The following is a 19,222-nucleotide window of genomic DNA, read 5'->3' on the forward strand; positions in this document are numbered from 1 at the left end:
GGGCCCTTAACGGAACAGCCACACCCGCATCAGCGACAGGAGCTGGTCGGTGTTGACGGGTTTGGAGATGTAGTCGCTGGCACCCGCCTCGAGGCACTTCTCGCGGTCGCCCTTCATGGCCTTCGCGGTCAGCGCCAGGATCGGCAGGGTGCGGAAGGCGGGGTCCTTGCGGATCTCGCGCATCGTTTCGTAGCCGTCCATCTCCGGCATCATGATGTCCATCAGCACCATCTCCAGGCCCGGCGTCTTCTGGAGGATGTCGATGGCCTGGCGGCCGTTGGTGGCGCTGATCACGTCGACGTCGTGGTTCTCCAGCACGGAGGTCAGCGCGAAGATGTTGCGCGCGTCGTCGTCGACGATCAGCACCTTGCGTCCGTGCAGCACCTCCGCGGAGTTGTGCAGGCGGTCCAGCATGGCCTGCTTCTCGGGCGGCAGCTGCGTGACGACACGGTGCAGGAACAGCGCGGTCTCGTCCAGCAGGCGCTCGGGCGACTGCACGTCCTTCAGCACGATGCTCTTGGCCATCGTGTGCAGGCGGTCCTGTTCGGCCTCGCTCAGGTCCTTGCCGGTGAAGACCACGACCGGCACGGCGGACATTGCGTCGTCGCCCTGCATGTGTTCCAGCAGCTCGAAGCCGGTCATGTCGGGCAGGCGCAGGTCGAGCACCACGCAGTCGAAGGGCTGCTTGCGCATGGCCGTGAGCGCCGCCTCGCCGCTGCCGGCGGTGGCGATGTCGATGTCGTCGTAGCCGAGGAGTTCGACCACGGCTTCGCGCTCGACCTCGTTGTCCTCCACCACCAGCAGGCGCTTGGTGCGCGGCTGCACGAAGTCCTTCAGCCGGTCGAACGCCGCTTCCAGGCCGGCCGTCGTCGGTTCCTTGAGCAGGTAGTTGAAGGCCCCGTGCGACAGGCCGTGCTGGCGCTCTTCCTCCAGCGTCACGATCTGCACCGGGATGTGGCGCAGCGCCGGATCGAGCTTGAGCTGGTTCAGCACGGTCCAACCCAGCATGTCGGGCAGGAAGATGTCCAGCGAGATGGCGGTGGGCAGGTACTGGCGCGCGAGCGACAGGCCGATCGCGCCCTTGTTGGCCACCAGGCCCTTGAAGCCCTTGTCGCGCGCCAGCCCCAGCAGGATGCGGGCGTAGTGCGGGTCGTCCTCGATCACCAGCAGCACCGGGTCGCCGGGCTGGATCGTCTCGCGGTCGTCGGGGATGTGCTCCTCGCGTGCCACCGGCAGCGTGATGACCGTGGTCTCGGGCGCCTTGGCCTTGCGCGCGCCGACCGTCGCCGCGTCCGGGCCGGCATAGTGCAGCGGCAGGTACAGGGTGAAGGTGCTGCCCTGGCCCGGAACGGATTGCAGCTTGATCTCGCCGCCCAGCAGGATCGCCAGTTCACGCGAGATGGCCAGGCCCAGGCCGGTGCCGCCGTACTTGCGCGACGTGCCCGCGTCGGCCTGCTGGAAGGCCTCGAAGATCAGGCGCTGCTTTTCCACCGGGACGCCGATGCCGGTGTCTTCCACCGCGAAGGCGATCACGTTCTGCGCCTGCGAGAGCACCGGGTGGTCCGCGCTCCAGCCCGCCTTGGCGAGGCTGGCCCGCACTTCCACGTGGCCGTGCGAGGTGAACTTGACGGCGTTGGACAGCAGGTTCTTCAGGATCTGCTGCAGGCGCTTGGGGTCGCTGTCCATGGTGCGCGGCAGGTCTTCCGCGAACTTGATCAGCAGTGGCAGGTTCTTCTGCTCCGCGACGTGCCGGAAGTTGCGGTCCAGGCTTTCGCGCAGGCCCCAGAACGGGATCTCCTCGATGTCCACCGTGACGGTGCCGGATTCGATCTTCGACAGGTCCAGGATGTCGTTGATCAGGTTCAGCAGGTCGGAGCCGGAGGAGTTGATGTTGCGCGAGAACTCCACCTGCTTGGTCGTGAGGTTGCCGGCGGTGTTCTCGGCCAGCTGCTGCGACAGGATCAGGATCGAGTTCAGCGGGGTGCGCAGCTCGTGCGACATGTTGGCCAGGAACTCCGACTTGTACTTGGAGGTGAGCGCCAGTTCCGACGCCTTTTCCTCCAGCGCGCGGCGGGCCTGCTCCACTTCCGAGTTCTTGCGTTCCACTTCCACGTTCTGCTCGGCGAGCAGGCGGGCCTTGTTCTGCAGTTCCTCGTTGGTCTGCTGCAGCTCGGTCTGGCGGGCCTGCAGTTCGACGGTCAGCTGCTGCGATTGCTTGAGCAGGCCCTCGGTGCGCATGGTCGCCTCGATCGTGTTGAACACGGCGCCGAGGCCCAGCGCGAGCTGGTCGAGGAAGTTCAGGTTGACCGTGGTGAAGGGGTACAGCGAGGCGAGCTCGATGACCGCCTTGGTCTGGTTCTCGTAGGGCACCGGCAGCACCACCACGCTCAGCTTGCTGGAGCGGCCCAGGCTGGACTGGACGGCGACGTATTCGGCCGGCACGTCGGTGAGCAGGATGCGCCGGTTCTGCAGGGCGCACTCGCCCAGCAGGCCCTCGCCGAGGCGGATGGTTTCCGGCAGCGGCGCGTTGCCGGCCTGCGCGTAGCTGGCCAGCACCACCAGCTCGCCGGAGTTCTCCGAGAGGTTGTTGTGGTAGATGCTGCCCTGGTGCGCGTTGACCAGCGGGGCCAGCTCGGACAGCAGCATCTTGCCCACGCTGTTGAGGTCGCGCTGGCCCTGCAGCATGCCGGTGAAGCGCGCCAGGTTGGTCTTGAGCCAGTCCTGCTCGCGGTTGCGTTCCGTGGTCTCCCGCAGGTTGGAGATCATGGTGTTGATGTTGTCCTTCAACTCGGACACTTCACCCTTGGCATCCACCTGGATCGAGCGCGTCAGGTCGCCCTTGGTCACCGCCGTCGCCACTTCGGCGATGGCGCGCACCTGCGTCGTGAGGTTGGCCGCCAGCAGGTTCACGTTGCCGGTCAGGTCCTTCCAGGTGCCGGCCGCGCCCGGCACGTTGGCCTGGCCGCCCAGGCGCCCTTCCACGCCCACCTCGCGCGCCACGTTCGTCACCTGGTCGGCGAAGGTGGCGAGCGTGTCGGTCATGTTGTTGATGGTGTCGGCCAGCGCCGCCACCTCGCCCTTGGCCTGCACCGTCAGGCGCTGCGACAGGCTGCCGTTGGCCACCGCCGTCACCACCTTGACGATGCCGCGCACCTGCTCGGTCAGGTTGGAGGCCATGAAGTTCACGTTGTCCGTGAGGTCCTTCCAGGTGCCGCCCACGCCGGTCACCTGCGCCTGGCCACCGAGCTTGCCCTCGGTGCCCACTTCGCGCGCCACGCGCGTCACTTCGTTGGCGAAGGAGTTGAGCTGGTCGACCATCGTGTTGATGGTGTTCTTCAGCTCCAGGATCTCGCCCTTCACGTCCACCGTGATCTTGCGGTTCAGGTCGCCGCGCGCCACGGCGGTGGTCACTTCGGCGATGTTGCGCACCTGGGACGTGAGGTTCGCGCCCATGGTGTTCACGGAGTCGGTCAGGTCCTTCCAGGTGCCCGCCACGCCGGGCACCACGGCCTGCACGCCCAGGCGGCCTTCGGTGCCCACCTCGCGCGCCACCCGCGTCACTTCGGAGGCGAAGCTGCGCAGCTGCTCCACCATCGTGTTGATGGTTTCCTTCAGCTGCAGGATTTCACCGCGCACGTCCACGGTGATCTTCTTGGACAGGTCGCCGTTGGCCACCGCGATCGTCACTTCGGCGATGTTGCGCACCTGGTTGGTCAGGTTGGACGCCATCGAGTTGACGTTGTCGGTCAGGTCCTTCCAGGTGCCGGCCACGCCCGGTACCTGAGCCTGGCCGCCCAGCTTGCCTTCGGAGCCCACCTCGCGCGCCACCCGCGTCACCTCGGAGGCGAAGGCGGAGAGCTGGTCCACCATCGTGTTGATGGTTTCCTTGAGCTGCAGGATCTCGCCCTTGACGTCCACCGTGATCTTGCGGCCCAGGTCGCCGCGGGCGATGGCCGTGGCCACGTCCGCGATGTTGCGCACCTGGCCGGTGAGGTTGTTGGCCATCGAGTTGACGTTGTCGGTCAGGTCCTTCCACGTCCCTGCCACGCCCGGCACCTGCGCCTGGCCGCCCAGCTTGCCCTCGGTGCCCACTTCCCTGGCCACCCGCGACACTTCGGCCGCGAAGGCGTTGAGCTGGTCCACCATCGTATTGATGGTTTCCTTCAGCTCCAGGATTTCGCCGCGCACGTCCACGGTGATCTTCTTGGACAGGTCGCCGTTGGCCACCGCGATCGTCACTTCCGCGATGTTGCGCACCTGGTCGGTGAGGTTCGACGCCATCGAGTTGACGTTGTCGGTCAGGTCCTTCCAGGTGCCGGCCACGCCTTCCACGGCCGCCTGGCCGCCCAGCTTGCCCTCGGTGCCCACTTCCCGGGCCACCCGCGAGACCTCGCCGGCGAAGGAGTTCAGCTGGTCGACCATCGTGTTGATGGTTTCCTTGAGCTGCAGGATCTCGCCGCGCACGTCCACCGTGATCTTCTTCGAGAGGTCGCCGCGCGCGATGGCCGTCGCCACGTCCGCGATGTTGCGCACCTGGCCCGTGAGGTTGGACGCCATGAAGTTCACGTTGTCCGTGAGATCCTTCCACGTTCCCGCCACGCCCGGCACCTGCGCCTGGCCGCCGAGCTTGCCTTCCGTGCCCACCTCGCGCGCCACCCGCGTCACTTCGGAGGCGAAGCCGTTCAACTGGTCGACCATCGTGTTGATGGTGTTCTTCAGCTCCAGGATCTCGCCCTTCACTTCCACGGTGATCTTGCGCGAGAGGTCGCCCCGGGCCACGGCGGTCGTCACTTCCGCGATGTTGCGCACCTGGCCGGTCAGGTTGTTCGCCATCGAGTTGACGTTGTCGGTCAGGTCCTTCCAGGTGCCGGCGACGCCGCGCACGATGGCCTGGCCGCCCAGCTTGCCCTCGGTGCCCACCTCGCGCGCCACCCGCGTCACTTCGGAGGCGAAGCCATTGAGCTGGTCCACCATCGTGTTCAGGGTGTTCTTCAGCTCCAGGATTTCGCCCTTCACGTCCACGGTGATCTTCTTGGACAGGTCGCCGTTGGCCACCGCCGTCGCCACGTCCGCGATGTTGCGGACCTGCGCCGTGAGGTTGTTGGCCATGGAGTTCACGTTGTCCGTGAGGTCCTTCCAGGTGCCCGCCACGCCCGGCACCTGCGCCTGGCCACCGAGCTTGCCTTCGGTGCCCACCTCGCGCGCCACCCGCGACACCTCGCCGGCGAAGCCGTTGAGCTGGTCCACCATCGTGTTGATGGTGTTCTTCAGCTCCAGGATCTCGCCGCGCACGTCCACGGTGATCTTTTTGGACAGGTCGCCGCGCGCCACGGCGGTCGTCACTTCGGCGATGTTGCGCACCTGGTTGGTCAGGTTGGACGCCATCGAGTTGACGTTGTCGGTCAGGTCCTTCCAGGTACCCGCCACGCCCGGCACCTGCGCCTGGCCGCCGAGCTTGCCCTCGGTACCCACTTCGCGCGCCACCCGCGACACTTCCGAGGCGAAGGCGTTGAGCTGGTCCACCATGGTGTTGATGGTGTTCTTCAGCTCCAGCACCTCGCCGCGCACGTCCACCGTGATCTTCTTGGACAGGTCGCCGTTGGCCACCGCGGTGGTCACCTCGGCGATGTTGCGCACCTGGCCCGTGAGGTTGGAGGCCATGAAGTTCACGTTGTCCGTGAGGTCCTTCCAGGTGCCCGCCACGCCCGGCACCTGCGCCTGGCCGCCCAGCTTGCCTTCGGTGCCCACCTCGCGCGCCACCCGCGTCACTTCGGAGGCGAAGCCGTTCAACTGGTCCACCATCGTGTTGATGGTTTCCTTCAGCGCCAGGATCTCGCCCTTGACTTCCACGGTGATCTTGCGCGAGAGGTCGCCGCGCGCGATGGCCGTGGCCACGCCCGCGATGTTGCGCACCTGGCCGGTGAGGTTGGAGGCCATGGAGTTGACCGAGTCGGTCAGGTCCTTCCACGTGCCCGCGATGCCGGGCACCTGGGCCTGGCCACCGAGCTTGCCTTCGGTTCCCACTTCACGGGCCACGCGCGTCACTTCCGAGGCGAAGCCGTTGAGCTGGTCCACCATCGTGTTGATGGTTTCCTTCAGCTCCAGGATCTCGCCCTTCACGTCCACCGTGATCTTGCGCGACAAATCACCCCGGGCCACGGCCGTCGTCACCGTCGCGATGTTGCGCACCTGCGAGGTGAGGTTGTTGGCCATGGAGTTGACCGAGTCGGTCAGGTCCTTCCAGGTGCCCGCCACGCCCGGCACCACGGCCTGGCCGCCCAGGCGGCCGTCGGTGCCCACCTCGCGCGCCACCCGCGTCACTTCCGAGGCGAAGGAGCGCAGCTGGTCCACCATGGTGTTGGTGGCTTCCTTGAGCTGCAGGATTTCGCCGCGCACGTCCACCGTGATCTTCTTGGACAGGTCGCCATTGGCCACGGCGATCGTCACGTCCGCGATGTTGCGGACCTGCGCCGTGAGGTTGCCGGCCATCTGGTTCACGGAATCGGTCAGGTCCTTCCACACGCCCGACACGCCCTTCACCTTGGCCTGGCCGCCCAGCTTGCCTTCGGTGCCCACCTCGCGCGCCACGCGCGTCACTTCGGAGGTGAAGACCGAGAGCTGCTCGATCATGGTGTTCACCAGCTTGGCCGAGCGCAGGAACTCGCCCTTGAGCGGCCGCCCGTCGACCTGCAGGTCCATCGGCTGGCCGAGGTCACCCTTGGCCACCGCGCCGATGGTGCGGGCGATGTCGTTGGTGGGCCGCACCAGGTCGTCGATCAGCGTGTTGAAGGAATCGACCTGCGTCGCCCAGCTGCCCACCGCCCCCGGCGCGGAGATGCGCTGCGTCAGCCGGCCTTCCTTGCCGACCGTATTGGACAGGCGCGCCGCTTCCGAGGTGATGCGGTCGGCGTTGGAGATGCTCTGGTTGAAGGACTCGGCGATACGCGCATCGACACCGGACCAGTCCGACGGCAGGCGGGCGCTGAAATCGCCGCCGGCGAACGCCATCAGCGCCGACAGCATCTGGCGCGAGCGGGCCTCCGCGGCCTCCTGCGACAGGGCCTGGATCGACGGCATGTTGACGCTGCCCTGCCGGGCCGATGCACCCCGCGCGGCCACCGCCGGCTTGCCGGTCTGCGCGCGGGCGGCGGGTTTGCCGGCTTTCTTCTTCTGACGGGTGACGGCCTGGTCCATGGGGTCTCCGCTTTCTTGTTCACCGACAGGCAGGCGCGCCGGCACGGGCACGGCGGTACTGCAGTGAAAGGTCGCTGCCGCAGCGTCCGATGGCCGGCGGCGAATCCCGCAAACGGCTGAGCCTGAAAAGTAAGTTCAGCCCGAAGCGCGCGTCAGTGTCGGGGTGTTCCTCCCGAGCTTTCGTAGGACGGCGCCCACACCGGGCGACAGCGGCGGGCCACACTGCCGAGCAGGGCGTGAAGGATTCGCGCCGGCGTGGGGCGGCGGAGACAAAGGAAGAACCCCGGACGCCGGAACGTGCGAGGTTCGTGCGGGAACAGGTGTTCTAGCGGCTGCTGCGGCTGGAGCTGCGGCTGCCGCGGCCCGAGCTGCTCGCGCCCGCCCGGCCGGAGCTGCTGCGCGACGCGGTCTTGCGCGCCGCACCGCCGCTGCTCTTGCTCTTGCTCTTCGTCTTGGTCTCGCCAGCCTCGGCGCGCTCCTTGTTCACCGTGCGCGCGGCGATCTCCTCCGCGCGGCCTTTCTGGCCACGCTTCTCGTAGCTCTCCTTGATGTGCTCGTACTGGCGCTCTCGCTTGGCGCTCGAACCTGCTGGCATGGCGGTCTCCTACTGGACGGGTCGCGCGTCAATTTCATGCAGCCGCGACAGGTGCGATGTAGGAGAAGCGCTTCGCTGCCTGGCGGATCGTTTCCACTCGACACGACCTGCCGCCAGGGCCGTTACCTGCCGTTGCCGCCGTTCGTTCAGGCTTCATTCATGGTCGCGGAGCCACACTTTCCCCCATGACGACCAAGGGCCATCTCGCCACCGTGAAACTCCTCGCCGAGCTGGTAGGCGCCGTGGTGCTCGCCTGCGTCGTGCTCCTCGCCGTCGTCGCCTGCATCGGCTAGCTTGCCCCATGGCGCCGGCGGCGGCGTGCCGCTACAGTGCCGGCAGCGCGCATTCCGCCCCCCCGCGGCGGCAACCGAGGAGAACGAGCATGGTGAAGGTCAGCGTCATGTATCCCCACACCGAAGGCGCCCGCTTCGATCACGCGTACTACCGTGACAAGCACATGCCGCTGGTCAAGCAACGCATGGGCAGCGCCTGCCTCTACTACACCGTCGACAAGGGCGTCGCCGGCGGTGCTCCCGGCGCACCGCCGCCCTTCGTGGGCATGTGCCACATCTACTGCGACTCGGCCGAGGCCTTCCAGAAGGCCTTCGCGCCCCATGCGGAAGAGATCATGGGCGACATCCGCAACTACACCGACCTGCAGCCGACCATCCAGGTCAGCGAGGTGGTGGTCGACGCACCGGCGCGCTAGGAAGCCTGGCGGCGCCGCAACCGGGCTGGCGCTCTAGGCGCGCTCGAAGTCGATGAAGCCCTGCTGCGGATCGACCGACAGCAGCCGCACCCGCAGCGCATCGCCGACATCGGCGCCTTCGTGGCCGCGCACCAGCCGCCCCTCCAGCAAGGGGCGCGCGATGCGCACGAAGGTGCCCTTCGCCGCGGCGCCGGTCACGATGGCGTCGAAGCTCTCGCCGATACGATCCCGCAGCAGCCACGCGGCGGCGGCCTTGAGCACCTGCCGCTCGACGCGGTTCGCGTTGTCCTCCTGCAGCGTGCAGTGGCGCGCGACCGCCGCCAGCGCCTCGAAGGAATACGGCGGCGCGTCGCCCGCCAGCGCGGCCTTCAGCAGCCGCTGCGTGACCAGGTCCGGATAGCGCCGGTTCGGCGCCGTGGAGTGCGCGTAGTCGCTCACGGCCAGCCCGAAGTGGCCCTCTCCCGCCGCGCCCGGCGGCGCCGCTGCGTACTCGCCCGGCCCCAGCATCTTCACGACGCGAAGCGAAAGGTCGGCGAAGCCCTCCGGGTCCGCGCGCCGCCGCTCGCACAGGAAGCGGTCGAGGGCGACCGGGTCGGGCGCATCCGGCAGCGTCACGCCGTGCTCCGCCGCGAGCGCCTCGATGCGGTCCCAGCGCCGCGGCGACTGCAGGAAGCGCCGCAGCGAGGGGAAACCCTGGTCCACCAGGAAGCGGGCCGTGGCCGCGTTGGCGGCAATCATCAGGTCGGCGATCAGGTCCTTGGCGCGGTTCTTCTCGTCGGGCCGCAGGTCCACCAGCCGGCCCTCCTCGAACACCGGCCGCGCGGACACCGTCTTGACGTTGAGCGCGCCGCGCCGGTGGCGCCATTGCCGCAGCCGTTCCGCCAGGGCATCGTGCAGGCGCAACTGTTCCTCCAGCGCCGGCACCTGCGCGAGCTGATGCGGCGCCGGCCCCTCGCCGTCCAGCCAGAGCGAAACCGCGTCGTACGTGAGCTTCGCGCGGTTCAGGACGGCCGCACGGTAGATCTGCGCCTGCGTCACGCTGCCGTCGGCCTGCACCTGCATGTCCACCACCACCGCCAGCCGCTCCTGCCCTTCGTGCAGTGAAGTGAGGTCGGTGGAGAGCACCTCGGGCAGCATCGGGAAGGTGCCCGCCGCCGTGTAGACGGAGGTCGTGTTGGTCTCGGCATGCTCATTCACCGCGCCACCGGGCCGCACCATCGCATCGACATCCGCCACCGCGACCAGCAGCCGCGTTGCTCCCTGCGGCAGCGGCTCGGCCACGCTGAGCTGATCGAGGTCGCGCGTGTCGTCGTTGTCGATCGAGAACCATTCCAGGTGGCGCAGGTCGCGAATGTCGCCCTTGCGCTCCGGGCCGGCGACGCGCGCCGCTTCGGCCTCGCGCAGGGCCTGCGGCGCGAAGGCCGGCAGCAGCCCGCGCTCGCGCATCACGCGTTCCGCGAGCTCATGAAGGTCGGGCAGTTGCATCGCCAGTGACATGTTTTTTCGCTAAGTAGTTTTCGCGTTGCACAGGTCAGATTCTGGTCAGCGACCTGGCCTCAGCATTCAACCCATGCTGTTGTTTGCCCGCGCCGACGGCGGCCGCGCTCGAGGAATAAGCAAACACAACTCCCTTCCTGAAGGGGTGATACCGCCACATAGCTGTATCACCGTAGGCCCGGCTCACGCCGGGCCTTTTTTTTTGTCCGTCAAGGCCCACCCTTGCGCGCGGACCGCATCTGCGCCAGCGCATCCTGCAGCGCCTCCAGCGTCAGCGGCTTGACCAGGTGCAGGTCGAAGCCGGCCTCGCGCGTGCGCTCGCGATCCGCCGGCTGGCCCCAGCCGGTGAGCGCGACGAGCCGGACGCGATCGCCAGCGGGCAGGCCCCGGATCTGCCGCGCCGCCTCCAGTCCGCCCATCACCGGCATGCCGATGTCGAGGAACGCGATCTCGGGCTGGAACTCCTTCACGCGCGCGATGGCCTCGACGCCATCGCAGGCGGTGGCCACCTCGTGTCCGCCGGCTGCGAACAGCATCGCCAGCGTCTCGGCCGCGTCGGCATTGTCGTCCGCGATCAGGATACGGCACGCGCCGCCGGCACGGGGCGCTTCGACCCCGCCGCCGGCAGCCTGCCCCGGGGCCGCCACGCGCGGCAGCCGCACGCAGAAGCGCGAGCCCTGGCCCGGCCCCGCGCTTTCCACGGAGACGCTGCCGCCGTGCAGCTTCACGAGGCTGTGCACCAGCGACAGGCCGATGCCCAGCCCGCCCTCCGCGTGCCGCCGGTGGTCGCTCACCTGCGAGAACAGTTCGAACACGCGCTCCTGCTGCTCCTTGGGGATGCCGATGCCGGTGTCGCTGACGCCCACCAGGGCCTCGCCCGGCTGCGCCTCGAACTCCAGCCGGATGCGGCCGCCCGGCGGGGTGTACTTGGCCGCATTCGACAGCAGGTTGGAGAACACCTGCGCCAGCCGGTCGAGATCGCCTTCGACGTGGCATTCCTGCGGCGGCAGCTCCACGTCGAGGCGGTGCCGCCTGGCATCGATCGCCGCCTGCGTCGCCTCCACGCTGCGCGCCAGCACGTCGCGCAGCGACACCACCTGCCGCTCGATGCGCACCTTGCCGGCGCCGATGCGCGCGATGTCCAGCAGGTCGTCGACCAGGCGCACCAGGTGATCGAGCTGGCGGTCCATCATGCCGACGGTGCGCAGCGGCGCCTCGGCTTCGCGCGGCAACGTCAGGCGCAGGATCTGCAGGCCGTTGCGGATCGGCGCCAGCGGGTTGCGCAGTTCGTGCGCCAGCGTGGCGAGGAATTCGTCCTTGTGCCGGTCGGCCTGCCGCAGCGCCTCCTCGGCGCGCTTGCGCTCGGTGACATCGAGCACGAACTCGACCACCTCGTCGCCGACGCGGCGTGCCGCGAACAGGCCCCACCAGCGCGAGCCGTCCTTGCGGATGTACTGCTTCTCGTAGGGCGCGGTTTCGCCATGCTTCATGACCTGCTGCACCGCGCTGCGCGAGACGGCATGGAATTCCGGCGGGGTGAGCTGCTGCCACGTGAGGCCCACCGCTTCCGCACGCGCATAGCCCGACATCTCCTGGAAGCCGTCGTTCACCTCGACCAGCCGGAAGCCTTCGCCCCAGAACAGCACGCCCACCGTCTTGGTGCGGCGCACGCTGCCCAGGCGCTCCTCGATGCGCCGGCGATGCGTGATGTCGCTGAAGCGCACCGCCACCAGCGCCTGCCCGGGCTCGCCGATGCGGAACGCGTGCACGTCGAACCAGCGGCCGAGCGGCTCCGAGCGGTCGCTCATGTGGATGGACTGGCCGCTGCGCGCGACGGTGCCGAACACCTGCAGCCAGTGCTCCTCGTCGCCGGCGAGCGGCAGCGCGCTCATGTGCCGGCCGATCACGTCGCGCAGGCCGCTCTGGTGCTCGAAGCTCGGGTTGGCGCGCAGGAAGACGCCATCGGCAGGCTGGCCCTCGGCATCGAACAGCATGCGGATGATGCAGAAGCCCTCGTCGGTGGCATCGAACAGGGCCTGGTACTCGCCGCCGGGCGTGCACGGCCCGCCGGCCTGGGGGGCCTCGGTGCAGCGGTGGGTCGGGCTCGGCTTCATGGGCGGGGGGGCGGATGTCTCGCGCCTACCTTGGCACGGCCGGCCGCCGGCCTTTGTAGGTCAAGGGTCCTGCCGCTTGTCTGTCCAGCGGAGGCTGTCGCATTTCGGCGCCTGCACGGTCGGGCAGCGCGCCCGCGTGCCATGATTCCCGCGCAATCCCTCCAGGAAGGAAACGCGTATGCCCCATGCAGCCCGCCTGCTGACCCTGCTGTTCGCCGCCGCGCCGTGGATCGCGCAGGCGCAGGCCGTGGCCCCGGTCACCGCCGTCACCCTCTATCCCGGCAGCGCCACCGTCGTGCGCAGCGCCCGCATCGAGCCCGGCAGCAGCCGGCTCGTGGTCGGCGAACTCACGACGCAGTTCCAAGTGGCCACGCTGCGGGTCGAGGCCGACCCCGGCATCCGCATCGGCCAGGTGGTCACCCAGGACGCCGCGCGGACCGAGTCGGCCAACGCGGCGCAGGCCGCGCTCGAGGCGAAGATCCAGGCCCTGCGCGACCAGGCCGCGGCCCTCGATGCGCAGTCCGGCGCCGCCGACATCGTCAGGGGCTACCTCGAACGCGCCGGCGGCGACCCGACGGGCGAGCGCGGGCACGCCCCGGTCGACGCGAAATCGCTCACCGCCATGGTGGCGGCCATCTCGCAAGCCGCCACCGAGGCGCTGGGGCGCAAGCAGCAGGTGGCGGTGCAGAAGCGCGCGCTGGAGCAGCAGGTCCAGGCGCTGGAGCGCGACATGCAGCGCGTGCGCAGCGAATCGCGCGACAGCCGCACCCTGACCGTGAACTACGTGGCCGACCGCGCCGGTGCCGTGCGCATCTCCTACCAGGTCAACAGCGCCGGCTGGCGGCCCGCCTACCGCGCCGAGCTGGACTCGACGGCCTCGACGGTGCAGCTGGACCGGCTGGCGCAGGTGGCGCAGAAGACAGGCGAGGACTGGCGCAACGTGCGGCTGTCGCTGTCGACCGCGCAGCCGCGCCTGTCGCCCGTGGCCGTGACGCCGCAGCCCTGGCTGCTGTCGTACCTCCCGCCGCAGCCACCGCAGGAGCGGCGCGCCGCGCCGACGTTCGCGCCCGCGCCGGCGCCTGCCGCGCCCGCGGGCGCCTTGCTGCGCGATGCGCGTGACGAGGCCTACGAGCCGCCGACCTTCCAGGCCGACAGCGCCTTCGCCACCGAGTTCATCGTGCCCACCCCCGTGACGCTGCCGGCCGACGGCCGCGAGGTCACGCTGCCGCTCGCGGGCCAGAAGCTGGCGGCGAAGCAGCTGGTGCAGGTCACGCCCCGGCTTTCCACCACCGCCTTCGTCGTCGCCGAAGTGCCCAAGCCCGCCGGCGTGTGGCCGCCCGGCAACCTGCAGCTGCTGCGCGACGGCAACTACGTGGGCGCGAGCGGCTGGGCGCCGGAGGGCACGGAGAAGTGGAGCTTCTCCTTCGGCCGCGACGACCTGCTGCAGGTGCGCATCAACGCCGTCCAGGGCGATTCGGGCACGGCCGGCGTGTTCGACAAGCGCAACGTGCGGCGCATCGCCGACGAGATCACCGTGCGCAGCAACCACCGTACGCCGGTGGACGTGCTGGTGATCGAGGCCACGCCGGTGAGCACCTCGGACGAGGTGAAGGTGCAGGCCAGCTTCAACCCGCGGCCGACGGTGGAAGGCTGGGAGCAGCGCCGCGGCGTGGTCGCCTGGCAGCGCACGGTGCAGCCGCAGGAGACGGCGCGGATCGAGGTGGGCTACGTGATCGAGTATCCGCGCGAAGGCGTCGTCACTGGACTGCGATAGCAGCGCCGCGCAGCGCGCCGCGCTCCTGCATCTGGTGCAGCACGGCGCCGCTGGTGCTGGTGAAGCGCTCGAGCCAGTCGCCGGCGTTGCTGCCGGCCTCGTCGCGCAGGCGCTCGGCCATCCAGCGCAGGTAGCGCAGCGAAGTCTGGCGGCCCTGCCACCAGGATTCGATGTAGTGTTCGGCGCACTCGGCCGGCATCACGTCCAGCGCCCACTGCATCTGGGCGCGGTAGGTGTTGCCGAACAGGCCCACGAACACGCGGGATTCGGCGATGAAGGCTTCTTCGAGTTCGCGACGGTCTGCCATGCTTGCCTGCCTTGCTGGCCGGAGGGCGAAAAAGGCGCCCCATCGAACGTGCCATGCCGATGAAGGCATGCAGGATTGGCACATCCGACGGGGCTGATTCGCTCTCTGGTGAGTTGCTCCTGGACGCCGCCGAAACGGCCGCGTCATGGGAAGGCAGATGCAGGATGCGGGCCAGCCATGCGGGTTGGCACCAAGGTGCCGCCCCCGGGCGGCCCCGCGCGCGCCGTGGAACCGGTTTCTCCGAGGGGAGGCCGGGTGGATGAAGGCCGCGACCGGCCCCCAGGAGCAGCCGGAGCGCCGCCTGGGGACGGCACCTTGGTGCCGCTCCAGCCGGCGTCGTTTCCCCAACCCTGGGGACCCGGGGCCGTGGAAACCCCCAAACAAGGTGGGGCCTTTAGTGCTAAGCCCTAAGCCGCTTGCGCATCGCGCAGGGCGACGAGCGCGGCACGCAGGTCGCCGACCACGATGCGGCCCGGCACCGCCAGCATCAGGTTCAGGGGCAGGCCGAATTCCTCCAGTTCCCAGCCCTGCGCATCCTTGCCTTGCGCTCCGATGGCCTGCGGGTAGCGGCGGCGGATGCGTTCGGCGAAACTGCCGGCCTCCGGCAGGTAGCCGATCACCGGCTTGCCGCGCGCGACGGCGTAACCCACCTCGAAGCAGGTTCCGCTGTCCGGCTCCGCGCCGCGGAAGAAGTCGAGGTTGGCCAGCACCGCGTCGCAGCGCTCGATGTGGGCGATGTTGGCGCGGTAGATGTGCGCGGCGAGCGCCGGCGGCGCCAGCCCCGCGGGCAGCGCTTCGTTCAGCGGGAACACGCCCTCGAAGCCGTATTCGGCGCACAGCGCCACGAGCCGGCGCCCGTGGGCCGCGGCATCGGGGCGGAAAACGTCGGGGCCGGCGAGGTAGAGGCGGTGAAGGGTCACGCCGCCATTGTCCCGCGCCGCTCAGGAGCCCGAGGACACCTGCCTGGTCTTGCGGTAGCCGGCGATCTTGGCCTTCAGGTCGCGGTATTCCTCGCAGCTGAAGAAGCACAGCTTGTCGAGGACCTTGAGCTCCTGCTCGGCGCGCGCGACGTCGCCCATCTGCAGGTAGGCCTCGCCGAGGTACTCGTGCGCGCCGCGGTGCTTCGGATCTATCTTCAGCGCCTGGTCGTAGGCGGCCAGCGAGGCGTCCATCTTGCCGGTGAGGCGGTGGGCGTGACCGAGCTGCGTCCACGCGTCGGCGTCGTCGGGCTTGCGCTTGATGTAGGCATCCATGCGGACGGCGACCTGCTGCCAGTCCTTGCGGCCGACGGCGTCCATGCCGGCCTGGTAGTCGGGGTCCTGGTTGCGCACGGACTGGGCGGTGTCGCCACCGCCGCCGCCGCCCCCGCCTCCCCCGCCCGCCGCAGGGACGGTGAGCGGCCAGGCCAGGGCCGCACCGCAGATCAGGGCCAGTACCGTATGCCTCATCGCAGCACCTCGCGTCGCGGTGGATCCGCAAGCGCGCAGCTTAATGCCGCGCGGCGGCCGGTGCCGATCCCCTGATGCCAGCGCGGATTCAGCCGGCGCGCGCCGGCAGCTTGCGCAGCGCCGCGGCGACGGCGGGATCGGCCTCGCCCAGCTTGCCCGTGCGCGCCACGATGCGGCCCTGGGCATCCAGCACGTCGATCGTGCTCGAGTGGTTGTAGTCGCCGTTGGCCAAGCGCCGGTACTGGATGCCCAGCACGGCGGCGACCTTGCGCGCCGTGGCTTCGTCGCAGCGCGCCAGCTTCCAGCGGCTGTCGCAGCCGTGCTGGCCGGCGGTCGTCTTCAGCACCGCCTGGGTGTCGCGCGCGGGATCGAAGCTCACCATCAGGATGCGCACGGCCTCGCGCTCGCGCGCCGGCAGCGCGCGCAGGTTGGCGTGCATGCTCTCGAAGATCATGGGACAGACCATGTCGCACGAGGTGTAGAACATGCTCGCGAGCACGGGCGTGCCTTGCAGCGAGGCGAGCGCGAAGGGGCGCCCGTCCTGGTCCTCCAGCTTCGCGTCGAGGCGGTAGATCGAGTCGCCGGGCGTCTCGGCGGCATGCAGCCATCCGGGGACTGCAGCGAGTGCGGCGAGCGAGAGCAGCGCCTCGCGGCGGCGCAGCAGGCGGGTGTTCATGGTGTCCTTTCCAGGTCGCGCACGCAGCGGAACCCGAGGCTGCCGGTGGTGTCGGCGCCGTTGAGCGAGGACAGCAGCGCGATGCGCATCAGCACCGCGTAGCTGTCCCGGTCGATGATGTTGAGGGCCCCCGCGCCGCAGAACTTGAGCTTGTCGGGGTCGCCCTGGGTGCGGCTGTCGCCGGCGATGAAGAGCGCATTGAAATCGTCGACCCATTCCCAGATCGCGCCATGCAGGTCGCGCACGCCGTAGGCGTTGGGTGGGCCGCCCACCGCGGGCAGCGTGGCCAGCGTGGGCTGCTCGTACCAGGAGAGGATCTGCCGCTGCCAGGCCGGGTCGCGCCGCGCGTCGGTGCGCGTCGCGTCGGCGGCGGCCGCATATTCCCATTCGAGCCAGGTCGGCAGGCGGCCGCCTTCCGCTTCGCAGAAGGCGCTGGCCGCGAACCAGCTCACGTCGGTGACGGGCGAACCGGCGGGCACCGAGGCACCCGGCTGCAGCGGCGTGGCCCACTTCGAGAGATAGCGCGCGTCGGCCATCACCTTGGCGGCCCGGCCGCGCTGCCATTGCGATTGCGTGGCGACGAAGCTGGCGTACTCGCCGGCCGTGACCGGCGTGGTCCGCATGGCGAAGGGCTGGATGTCCACCGGCGTCGACACGGTGGGCACCGCGCCCTGCGGCAGCACGCTCTCGAAGCGCCCGCCGGGCAGCTTCACGTAGTCCGCCGCCTGGCCCGCCGCGCAGGCGGCAGCCAGGGCAATGACGGCGACCAGGCGTTTCATCGGCGTGCTCCGCTTTCCCGTTTCGCTCAGTGCTCGGCCTGGCCCTTGGCGGGCGCGGTGCCGGCACGGGCCTTCTTGACGTCGTCGGTCGACACGGCGCCACCCGGGTTGCCCCAGCTGTTGAGGACGTAGGTCAGGATGTTCGCGACCTCGTCGTCGTTGAGCTGGTTCATCGGGGGCATCACCGAGTTGTATTCCTTGCCGTTGACCGTGACCTTGCCGGACAGGCCGGTCAGCACGATGTTGATCAGGCGCTTGGCGTCGCCCAGGAAGTCCGACTTCGCCAGCGGCGGGAAGACGTTCGGCAGGCCTTCGCCGTTGGCCTGGTGGCACACCGAGCAGGTGCCCGCGAACAGCTGCTGGCCGGCCTTGATCTGGTCCTGCACCGTCAGCGTGCCGGCGGCGGCGTTCTGCGTGGCGGTCGCCACGGCGGTGAGGTTCGGGCCGGCGCGGTCGCCGAGGTACACGGCGTCGAGTTCCTTGCCGGAGTAGATCTTCTTGTCTTCCTTGCCCTCGATCTTCAGGATCGCCAGCGCGCCCTTGTTGAAGGCCCGGAAGATGGAGTGGTCCACCATCACGTAGCTGCCCGGCACCTGCGCCTTGAAGGTCGCGATGGCGGCGCCGCCGGCGGGGATCAGCGTGGTCTGCACGTTCTTCTGCACGTTGCTGCCGCCCTCGAAGCGGACCTGGTCGAAGATGGCGCCGATCACGTGGAAGCTGGAGACCAGGTTGGGGCCGCCGTTGCCGATGTACAGGCGCACGGTCTCGCCGACCTTGGCGGTGATGGCCTTGTCGCCGGTCAGCGCGCCTTCGGCGCCGTTGAACAGCACGTAGGTGGGCTTCTCGTCGATCGCCTTTTCCATGTCGAAGGCCTGGTGGCCCTTCTCGCGGTACTTGCCCTGCGTGTAGAAGTCACCCTGCATCACGTAGAACTCGCGGTCCACCTTGGGCAGGCCCTGCGGCGGCTCCACCAGGATCAGGCCGTACATGCCGTTGGCCACGTGCATGCCCACCGGCGCCGTCGCGCAGTGGTAGACGTAGATGCCTTCGTTCAGCGCCTTGAAGGTGAACTGCGATTCGTGGCCGGGTGCGGTGAAGCTGGAGGCGGCGCCGCCGCCGGGGCCCGTGACGCCGTGCAGGTCGATGTTGTGGGGCATCTTGCTGCTGGGGTGGTTCTTCAGGTGGAACTCCACCGTGTCGCCCTGGCGCACGCGGATGAAGCTGCCCGGCACCGAGCCGCCGAAGGTCCAGAAGGTGTAGTTCACGCCCTCGGAGATCTGCATCGTCTTCTCGACGACCTCCAGGTCCACGATCACCTTGGCCGGGTAGTTGCGGTTGGTCGGCGGCGGCACGTTCGGCGGGCTGGTCAGCACCGCCTTGATCGGCGCGCCCTTGGGCGGGCCGAAATCGCCGGTCGCCCTGGGGGCGGCCAGCGAGAGCAGCGGCGCGCACAGCGCCGCCACGAGGGCAAGCGCCTGGGTGGCGCGGAACATTCCAGCGATCCTGGTTCGGGCGTTCATCTCTGTTCTTCCTCGAAGTCCGATGCCATAAGGTGCATCTGGGAAACACCTTATTCCGCGGACCCGGGGAACCCCTTGATGAACATCAAATGGCGTGCGGCTGGTGCTGCGATGCAACAGGCGACAGCGACTGCGACTGCGACTGCGACTGCGACTGCGACTGCGACTGCGACTGCGACTGCGACTGCGACTGCGACTGCGACTGCGACAGCGACAGCGACAGCGACAGCGACAGCGACAGCGACATGCTCAGGGCAAGACGGGGTGTGGGAGCCCTTTCGTGACCTCCGGCCCGGGCCTGGGTGGCTCCATGCGCCTCGCCGAATGTCCCCCGGCGCGGATGGGAACCGCTGCAAGTGATGGCAACGCGCCCGCGCCTCCTCCTTTATTTCGGCGAGGCGCATGGAGCCACCCCGGCCCTGCACCGCGTCGACTCCGACGGCGGTTCAGTCTTCGATTTCCGGAAGGGCTCCGGGAGGCAGGGTGCGAGATCAGGCGCGCGGGAGGACCGTGGCGGCGAAAGCCGCTTCGGCGAAATAAAGGAGGAGGCGCGGGCGCTCTGCCATCACTTGCAACGGTTCCCATCCGCGCCGGGGGACATTCGCCGAA

General features: G+C 69.1%; 13 protein-coding genes. 2 read left to right on the forward strand and 11 right to left on the reverse strand.

The annotated features are described in order from the left end of the window. Nucleotides 1-6: 6 nt before the first annotated feature. Together WG923_RS25800 and WG923_RS25805 are read right to left on the reverse strand one after the other, a co-directional pair. Nucleotides 7-7,194, reverse strand: a complete 7,188-nt coding sequence (locus tag WG923_RS25800) for a HAMP domain-containing protein (protein WP_445322981.1) — start codon at nucleotides 7,192-7,194, stop codon at nucleotides 7-9. Nucleotides 7,195-7,519: 325 nt separating this feature from the next. Beyond that, a complete protein-coding gene (locus WG923_RS25805) occupies nucleotides 7,520-7,789 on the reverse strand; it encodes a hypothetical protein (protein WP_340353888.1) in 270 nt (89 codons plus the stop codon). A 382-nt stretch (nucleotides 7,790-8,171) separates the two neighbouring features. On the opposite strand from WG923_RS25805, the gene WG923_RS25810 reads away from it, so the two are divergent. Next, entirely contained in the window at nucleotides 8,172-8,498 is a 327-nt protein-coding gene (locus WG923_RS25810; RefSeq protein ID WP_340353889.1) for an EthD family reductase, read from the forward strand. A gap of 33 nt (nucleotides 8,499-8,531) precedes the next feature. Here the strand turns inward: WG923_RS25810 and WG923_RS25815 are convergent, their stop codons facing one another. Then, nucleotides 8,532-9,995, reverse strand: coding sequence for an RNB domain-containing ribonuclease (locus tag WG923_RS25815; RefSeq protein ID WP_340353890.1), 1,464 nt, complete (start codon nucleotides 9,993-9,995; stop codon nucleotides 8,532-8,534). Between the two features lie 209 nt (nucleotides 9,996-10,204). Then, nucleotides 10,205-12,109, reverse strand: a complete 1,905-nt coding sequence (locus WG923_RS25820; RefSeq protein WP_340353891.1) for a hybrid sensor histidine kinase/response regulator — start codon at nucleotides 12,107-12,109, stop codon at nucleotides 10,205-10,207. A gap of 178 nt (nucleotides 12,110-12,287) precedes the next feature. Between WG923_RS25820 and WG923_RS25825 the strand changes: the two genes are divergently transcribed. Continuing rightward, nucleotides 12,288-13,883, forward strand: coding sequence for a DUF4139 domain-containing protein (locus tag WG923_RS25825; protein ID WP_340353892.1), 1,596 nt, complete (start codon nucleotides 12,288-12,290; stop codon nucleotides 13,881-13,883). On the opposite strand, the gene WG923_RS25830 is transcribed toward WG923_RS25825, so the two are convergent. From WG923_RS25830 to WG923_RS25860, 7 genes are all read right to left on the reverse strand, one after another. Further along, nucleotides 13,867-14,190: a hypothetical protein gene (locus WG923_RS25830; RefSeq protein WP_340353893.1), complete on the reverse strand. Its 324-nt coding sequence runs from the start codon at nucleotides 14,188-14,190 to the stop codon at nucleotides 13,867-13,869. The genes WG923_RS25825 and WG923_RS25830 overlap by 17 nt on opposite strands. 407 nt (nucleotides 14,191-14,597) lie before the next feature. Then, nucleotides 14,598-15,110 carry a nucleoside 2-deoxyribosyltransferase gene (locus WG923_RS25835; RefSeq protein ID WP_340353894.1) on the reverse strand — a complete coding sequence of 171 codons (513 nt, stop codon included), beginning with the start codon at nucleotides 15,108-15,110 and terminating at the stop codon, nucleotides 14,598-14,600. Nucleotides 15,111-15,131: 21 nt separating this feature from the next. Continuing rightward, entirely contained in the window at nucleotides 15,132-15,638 is a 507-nt protein-coding gene (locus tag WG923_RS25840) for a tetratricopeptide repeat protein (RefSeq protein ID WP_340353895.1), read from the reverse strand. Between the two features lie 88 nt (nucleotides 15,639-15,726). Continuing rightward, entirely contained in the window at nucleotides 15,727-16,314 is a 588-nt protein-coding gene (locus WG923_RS25845) for an SCO family protein (protein ID WP_340353896.1), read from the reverse strand. Beyond that, the gene (locus tag WG923_RS25850; RefSeq protein ID WP_340353897.1) at nucleotides 16,311-17,093 is read right to left on the reverse strand and encodes a formylglycine-generating enzyme family protein; all 783 of its coding nucleotides are present in this window, start codon (nucleotides 17,091-17,093) and stop codon (nucleotides 16,311-16,313) included. Before WG923_RS25850 ends, WG923_RS25845 begins: the two co-directional genes overlap by 4 nt. A 26-nt stretch (nucleotides 17,094-17,119) precedes the next feature. Further along, nucleotides 17,120-18,586: a copper-containing nitrite reductase gene (nirK, locus tag WG923_RS25855; RefSeq protein ID WP_340353898.1), complete on the reverse strand. Its 1,467-nt coding sequence runs from the start codon at nucleotides 18,584-18,586 to the stop codon at nucleotides 17,120-17,122. A 112-nt stretch (nucleotides 18,587-18,698) separates the two neighbouring features. After that, entirely contained in the window at nucleotides 18,699-18,860 is a 162-nt protein-coding gene (locus tag WG923_RS25860) for a hypothetical protein (RefSeq protein WP_340353899.1), read from the reverse strand. Between the last annotated feature and the right edge of the window lie 362 nt (nucleotides 18,861-19,222).

The sequence above is a fragment of the Ramlibacter sp. AN1133 genome, from assembly GCF_037890035.1.
Taxonomy (GTDB): domain Bacteria; phylum Pseudomonadota; class Gammaproteobacteria; order Burkholderiales; family Burkholderiaceae_C; genus Ramlibacter.